We start from the raw sequence: 7,637 nt of genomic DNA, 5'->3' as shown, positions 1-7,637 counted from the left end.
TTGAGATGATGTTCTTGGCAAAACTCAGCGGTAATCTGTAACTCTTTAGAAAACTCAGACATAAAAAAATCGGCCTCAACTATGTTGAGACCGATTATGAACCCTGCTCAGGATCGTTCAATTATTTAAAACGATCAGCATTAAGCACGTAGGCTGGGTTTCAAGTATCGAGTTCATCAAAATCACGTATGGATTAACTCAACTTGTAAAACACTGTCGCCAGAGGAGGCAAGTTAAGCAACAGTGACTGAGGTAAGCCCTCACTATCAATTAGATCACTGAGAACTCTCGCTTTTACTTCAAAGCCACTACCATGATAAGCGTCAGCGTCGGTATTCAATAACAAGGTATACTCGCCAGCAGATGGAATCCCAATACGGAAATCTTGATGAGGTACCGGCGTGAAATTACTGATCACCAATACCCGTTCACCCTCTTTACTAATACGCTCATGAGCCAAGATACTGGCTTGTGCTGCATCTTGAAGACGCCATTCAAACCCTTGAGGAGAGCAATCTTGCTGGTAGAGAGCGGGCTCAGTTCGATAGAGATGATTCAAGTCACGAGTTAGAGATTTTACGCCTTGATGGCGTTCAAATTCGAGCAAGAACCACTGCAATTGATCATCATGGTTCCATTCCGCTGTTTGACCAAACTCCGTTCCCATAAAGTTGAGCTTTTTACCCGGTTGCCCATACATATAACCTAAATAAGCTCGCAAATTGGCGGTCTGTTGCCATTCATCACCGGGCATCTTATTGTGAATAGAACCTTTTCCATAAACCACTTCATCATGAGAAAGTGATAACACATAGTTTTCGCTATGAGCATAAATCAATGGGAAGGTGATGGAATTATGGTGATATTTTCGATGAACTGAATCTTCTTTAATGTAAGAAAGACTGTCATGCATCCACCCCATGTTCCACTTAAAACCAAAGCCTAATCCACCTAAGTATGTTGGTGCAGATACGCCCGGGAATGCGGTTGATTCTTCCGCAATTGTCATCGCATTAGGGAAGTGTTTGTAGACTTCTTCATTCATCCACTTTAGTGTCGCGATCGCATCGTAATTCTCATTTCCGCCATCCACATTCGGCAGCCATTGACCATGGCTACGAGAATAGTCGAGGTATAACATTGATGCGACAGCATCAACACGAATACCGTCAATGTGGAACTGTTCAAACCAATAAAGCGCATTCGACACTAGGAAGCGACGTACTGGCTCACGTCCTAAATCATAGATATAAGAGTTCCAATCCTGATGCCATCCTCGGCGTGGATCTGGGTCATGGAATAATGGCGTACCATCAAAGTTTGCTAGACCATGATCATCCGATGGGAAATGTGCTGGAACCCAATCTAAAACAACCCCAATTCCTGCTTGGTGGCATTGATCGACGAAGTATTTAAAATCATCCGGAGAGCCAAAGCGACTAGTTGGAGCGAATAAACCAACCGGTTGATAACCCCAAGAGCCGTAAAATGGATGCTCAGACACCGGCATTAACTCAAGGTGGGTGTATCTCATCTCGACTAAATACGGGATTAATTCTTCTGCCAAATCTCGGTAGTTTAGAAATTCACCCTGTTTGTCACGACGCCATGAGCCGGCATGCAGTTCGTAAAAAGATAAGGCATCTTCGCGCTTGTCAGTAACAGGGCGTGATTGCCACTCAAAATCTTGCCATTCATAACGTTGATGGTCATAAACCACAGATGAAAATGATGGGTACTGCTGCGCATGAAAACCCCAAGGGTCTGCCTTATGAGGCAGGCTCTCACCATCTGGGCCCTTAATTTCAAACTTATATGAGGTTCCCTCAGGTAAATCAGGAACAAAAATACCCCAAATACCATAATCTAAACGCTGCATCGGTAAACGTCGGCCATCCCAATGGTTAAAATCACCAATAAGAGAGCAGGCTGATGCATGAGGTGCATAGACTAAAAAGCGCACCCCTGTGACTATATCTCCACCACGTTCGAATGATTGTTGCTGGGCTCCCATATGCTGATACATACTCTTTGGGGTATGTAGATCGTCATATGCTGCGTAGATACCATGATATTGATACGGGTCATCAAGTAATTGTTCAACCTCTCCCCAATGCACCGCTAGTTTGTAATGAGTCAGGCTCAGATCGCGTTTGCTATTGAGAATAAACCCTGATTCATTTTCACGCGTCATAGTGATTCTAGGTTCACCCTCAATGATGACTTCAACCTTGTCGGCACCCGGCATCCAAACTCTTAGACTTCCTTGCTCACAGGGAATAAAAGGACCTAAAAATGCAAACGGATCCGCAGATGATGCTTTAGCTAATTGATGATACGTTTGCTCAATTTTATTAATTTTTGTTGTTTTCAATTATCCCTCTCCCTAACCAGATACCAAGTGATGTCTCTCGCGATCTTTGGTTATTACCTTGGTGTCCTTTAGTCCTCTATATCTCTGATCTTAATGCGGCACTTTATTGCTCGCCTCATCCCCGTTTTATCAGGTTAGATATAGATTCAATATGATAACAAGCCTTCGCTCACGCGTTGGCAAAAAATAGCATTCGGTATTTTAACGAATTATCCCCCAATATTGAGTGATTAATGCGATCATTTAACAGATCGTTTCTTCATACTCACGCTATCAATACCGGGGGCTATATCTACAACTCAAACACTTTCATCATCTGATTACGACTAACAATACGCGGCTTACCATATTGCTTGCTACTGACAGACAATATGACAACTTACACCACCTTGCTGCGTGTCTCAGTTAGCATTGAAGTGATGCGATTGACATTTTCTTGGGCAAACATTTCATCCAAATTACAAGAGAGTTTTCGACGCCAGTTTGGGTATTCCATGACAGTACCAGGAATATTAACGGGCTTATCCATCTCTAACCAATCTTCTAATTGCACACTAAATAAAGTGCTATTGCCAGCAGCCAAATGAACTTGTAGCGCTTGTGCTAAATGGGTATCCATCGGCACATATTGGGCGTCATGACCGACTCCCTCAGGCAAGCAACCATGCCAATGTACAGAATCTAAAATACCCTGCTTACTGGTTAAGCGCTCATTAAACAAGGTGCTCAACTGTTCTTGATTTGGGTATAACCCAAGATCTTGGCCCATTTTCAAATCATCACAATGCCAGTAACCACGCAATGTCGGCATATCATGAGTACACAATGTTGCCATTGATTGCTCTGGATAATGACGAGGAGAGAGATAGCCTCCATCTTCTTTTGATGTTTCGAAGAAAAAGACCATATAAGAGTAGATGCCAGCATCATGCAAAAGCCCGACAATTTCATCCGGCACTGTACCAAGATCTTCACCAATCACGCTGCATTGGTGACGATGTGTCTCTAACGCTAAAATAGCTAACATATCTTCAACTGGGTAGTAGAGATAAGCGCCATTCGTCGCCTCTTCACCTTTAGGTATCCACCACAAGCGCAACAAACCAAGCACATGGTCAATACGCAATGAACCACAATGGCTCATGTTTGCTTGTAATAAGCGAATAAAAGGTTCATACGCACTGGCAGTTAAACGTTGAGGGTTCAATGGCGGTAGCCCCCAATTCTGTCCAAGAGGACCAAGAATATCTGGTGGAGCGCCGACACTCGCATCCAGACATAAGTTACCTAGGTCTGCCCATGTTTCCGCTCCTGAGTCAGCCACACCCACCGCAAGGTCACGATACAATCCGATCGACATCCCCTTCTCTTTGGCTAGAGCTTGAGCTTCTTTAATTTGACCATCGGCTATCCATTGTAAATACAGATAGAGATGCACTTTATCGCGATTTTTCGCCATAAACTTACGCACAGCCGGTTTATCAAATGAACTATATTGCTCAGGGAATACAGGCCAGCCCCAAATTTGGTCATCTTGAGCATGGAGCTCTGCATGCAATGCATCAAAAGTAGCTTGGTGTAATAAGCTATCACCCCCTTGTTCAACAAAGTTCAGGAATACTTGTGCTCGTTCAGAGTTATTGTCCAAATGGCGTTTTTTAAACTCATCAAACAGTAAAGGTAAAATGCTTAATTTGAGACTAGCAACTTCAGTATAGTTAACCCAATGAGCATCTCGTGCTTGTTGTAAACGTTGCTGAAATTCCGTGCTGCCCACCCTCTGTTGAGCTTCACTACTCAACGAGAATTCAGCCACTGAGCTGACATCAATATAGAGAATATTAAGCCAACGTCTTGATGATGGGCTATATGGACTCGCAGCTTCTGGATTGGCCGGAAATAGTGCATGAATCGGATTTAACCCAATGAAATCGCCACCTCGTGCAGCAACATCCGCCACCAGCTGTTTAAGGTCACCAAAGTCACCCATACCCCAGTTATGCTGTGTGCGTAAAGTATAGAGCTGAATGCTCGGCCCCCACATTTTCTTACCTTGTGCCATCACCTCTTGCTTATAGCATTGCGTTGGCGTGACGATTAACTGCATTGTATAAGGCGATTTACGTCGCTTGCGAAATACCGATAAAGTGTGATAACCCCAAGGCACCGTATTAGGTAAAGAAAAGACCAGTGCCCCCCCCTCTTTACGCTCATCTCGTATCACTTGAGACTGCAAATATCCCTCGAATTGTTCACCTTGCTCTGTATCCAAACGCCAGCTGAAATCACTTTCACGAGCACTCACGCCTAAATTAAGCGCGATTTCTAAAGCTTGATTGTCACGCAGCACCAAAACGGGAGCTAACACATCCGGTTTATGCTTTTTTTGTGCTGACTTTATCAAAGCGGCATCACTACTGGTGTCATAACCTAATGCCGTCAGCAAGCGAGTGAGTGTCTCATCACTTACAGTGACATCTTCGCCTCTTGCACTGACATAACTGTCTGAAAGTCCCGCTAATTCCGCAACCTGTTTTAATGGGGTCTGTTGATTCATTCTTCTCTCCAAAGGGCAAACATGCCTTTAGTGATTTGGATAAAACAATGCCTCAATGTGAAAGGAAAAGACCAATAACATCAGGCATTGTGCAGCAGTTAGCGTTTAACGGCTTCCAGTTTCCAAATGTTATTCACGTAATCTCGAATACTGCGATCTGAGCTGAATTTACCCACTAGTGCGGTATTCAATATCGCTTTCTTCGCCCATCCAGCTTGATCTCGATACTGGCGATCCATCGCTTCATGCGCTTGGACATAGGCCGCGAAATCAGCGAGAACCAAATAAGGATCTCCCCCATCTAACAGACTATCGTAAGTCACTCGCAGTTTACCCGGCTCACCAGGTGTGAATTCATCCCCTAACAACAGTTCTAGGGATGCTTTTAATAATGGGTCAGCATGATAATAGTCATAAGGGTTGTAGCCATTCGCGTGCAACGCTTCTACTTGGTCGACATCTAAACCAAAGATGTAAATATTGTCGTCACCGACTTCTTCGCGGATCTCTACGTTTGCTCCATCCATAGTACCAATCGTCAGCGCACCATTAAGTGCCATCTTCATATTACCCGTGCCTGAAGCTTCCTTACCTGCTGTCGAAATCTGCTCTGATACGTCAGCCGCTGGGATAATGATTTCCGCAATGCTGACGCGATAATCAGGAATAAAGACCACTTTAAGCTTGTCGTTAATGCGAGGATCACCATTGATACGCTCAGAAATCTTGTTCAAGGCATAAATGATTTCTTTAGCCAAGTGGTAACCCGGTGCTGCTTTCGCAGCAAAAAAGACCACGCGTGGTGCCATATCAAAATCAGGTTCATTCAATAAACGGTGATAAAGAGACAAGATATGCAGCATATTTAGGTGCTGACGCTTATATTCATGTAAACGTTTAATCTGCACATCAAAAATCGCATTGGTATCTAAAACGATACCCATATTGCTTTCTACCCAATCAGCCAAACGCTGTTTATTGGCTTTTTTCACAGCCATAAATTGCTGTTGGAATTGCGGATCGTCTGCGTACTGTGAGATCGCTTCTAGTTGATCAAGATCGGTCGGCCATTGATCGCCTATCTTGCTGGTAATCAACTCACTTAGATCCGGATTGCAGAACTTCAACCAACGACGTGGCGTAATACCGTTGGTCACGTTTTGTAATCGGGTTGGGTAAAGCTCATGAAACTCAGGGAACAAATCACGCTTCACTAAATTAGAGTGCAATGCTGCTACACCATTTACGGCATAAGAGCCAACAACACTCAAGTTAGCCATGCGTACCATACGATGGAAACCCTCTTGAATAATCGAGAGTTTGCGCTGCTTAGAAACATCACCAGGCCATTTCTCTCTGACTTCCTTTAGGAATAGATGGTTGATCTGATAAATAATTTCCATGTGACGAGGCAGTAAATGTTGCAGTAAAGCCTCACTCCAAGTTTCAAGAGCTTCAGGTAATAAGGTGTGATTGGTGTAAGCAAAGGTCTTCGAACTAATACGCCAAGCATCATCCCAACTCAGCCCTTTTTCATCAATTAAGATGCGCATTAATTCAGGGATAGCGATAGTGGGATGAGTGTCATTAAGCTGAATGGTTTCATAATCAGGTAGGCTTTCAAGTGAGTGACCAATCTCCTCATGACGACGTAAAATATCTCTCACAGAGGCTGCACTATGAAAATATTGCTGCATTAAACGCAGTGTTTTGCCTTTTTCATGATTATCATTCGGGTAGAGTACTTTGGTAATATTACCCGCATCAATCAGAGCGTGTTGCGCTTCAAAATAGTTACCGTTGTTGAAACTCGCTAGTGAAAATGGAGCGATAGCTCGACATTCCCATAGTCGCAACGGGTATACCGTATCACTTTCATACCCGACAATTGGCATATCCCACGGCATCGCTTTAACTGTCATGCCCGGTACCCAACGGCGACGTTCCTCACCGTTCTCTTGATACACTTCAACTTGACCGTAGAATCCAATCTCTTGAGCTAGATTGGGTCTTGCGACCTCCCAAGGATAACCTTCGACACTACGCCATGCATCAGGCGCTTCCTGCTGGCGACCAAGGGCAAAAGATTGCTTGAACAAGCCGTATTCGTAATGCAATCCATAGCCTACGCACGGAAATTCTTGAGCAGCTAACGAGTCCATAAAACAAGCAGCTAAGCGACCTAAGCCACCGTTGCCTAATGATGGGTCGCGTTCTTCTTCAAGTAAATCTGTTAAGTGCTGACCCAGTTCGTTCATCGCGTCATTCACTTGCGAATATAAGCCAAGACTAATCAAATTGTTGCCAGTTAAACGACCAATTAAGAATTCTAAAGATAAGTAGTTGACGCTTTTCGCGTGACGAATTTTTTCATCGTGTTCGGTTTCTAGGAGATCAAATGTCGTCAATTCTGCTAAAGCGCGTCCCATTGCTAGATACCAAGCACGGCTGGTGGCTGTCTGCAACGTGGTCGCATAGGTCGACGTCAAATGTTTCTTTACACTGTTTTGGAATGCGGTTTTATCAAACTGTTTTTGTTGTGTAGGTTTCATCTTTGAAAGCTCACTCTAGTGATTTTTATCCATCACTCACTAGAGTGCCCTTCTTGATCAAGTTGCACATCCTCCCTCACTCATCTCAATAAGGAGTAGAAGGGGCGTAGTTCACTCTACACGCCACGAACACCCATATCTATTCCATCCACTC

3 protein-coding genes are annotated in these 7,637 nt (G+C 43.9%); all 3 read right to left on the bottom strand.

What is annotated here, in order from left to right; translation table 11 throughout:
• Window positions 1–193: 193 nt before the first annotated feature.
• Window positions 194–2,374 (bottom strand): 1,4-alpha-glucan branching protein GlgB, encoded by a 2,181-nt coding sequence (gene glgB / locus DZ860_RS20570; protein WP_120034871.1) that lies wholly within the window; start codon window positions 2,372–2,374, stop codon window positions 194–196.
• Window positions 2,375–2,753: 379 nt separating this feature from the next.
• Window positions 2,754–4,931: a 4-alpha-glucanotransferase gene (gene malQ / locus DZ860_RS20565; protein WP_120034869.1), complete on the bottom strand. Its 2,178-nt coding sequence runs from the start codon at window positions 4,929–4,931 to the stop codon at window positions 2,754–2,756.
• A gap of 98 nt (window positions 4,932–5,029) precedes the next feature.
• Window positions 5,030–7,483: a glycogen/starch/alpha-glucan phosphorylase gene (locus tag DZ860_RS20560; RefSeq protein ID WP_120034867.1), complete on the bottom strand. Its 2,454-nt coding sequence runs from the start codon at window positions 7,481–7,483 to the stop codon at window positions 5,030–5,032.
• Between the last annotated feature and the right edge of the window lie 154 nt (window positions 7,484–7,637).

The organism is Vibrio sinensis, assembly GCF_003605645.1.
In the GTDB taxonomy this organism is placed as follows: Bacteria; Pseudomonadota; Gammaproteobacteria; order Enterobacterales; family Vibrionaceae; genus Vibrio; species Vibrio sinensis.
Note: the sequence above shows the minus strand (reverse complement) of the source record. Positions and strands in the feature narration are given on the sequence as shown.

What these genes read in the sequence shown, in the direction of transcription:
- DZ860_RS20560 (WP_120034867.1), bottom strand. Translation starts at nt 7,483, where the DNA reads ATGAAACCTACACAACAAAAACAGTTTGATAAAACCGCATTCCAAAAC.
- malQ (WP_120034869.1), bottom strand. Translation starts at nt 4,931, where the DNA reads ATGAATCAACAGACCCCATTAAAACAGGTTGCGGAATTAGCGGGACTT.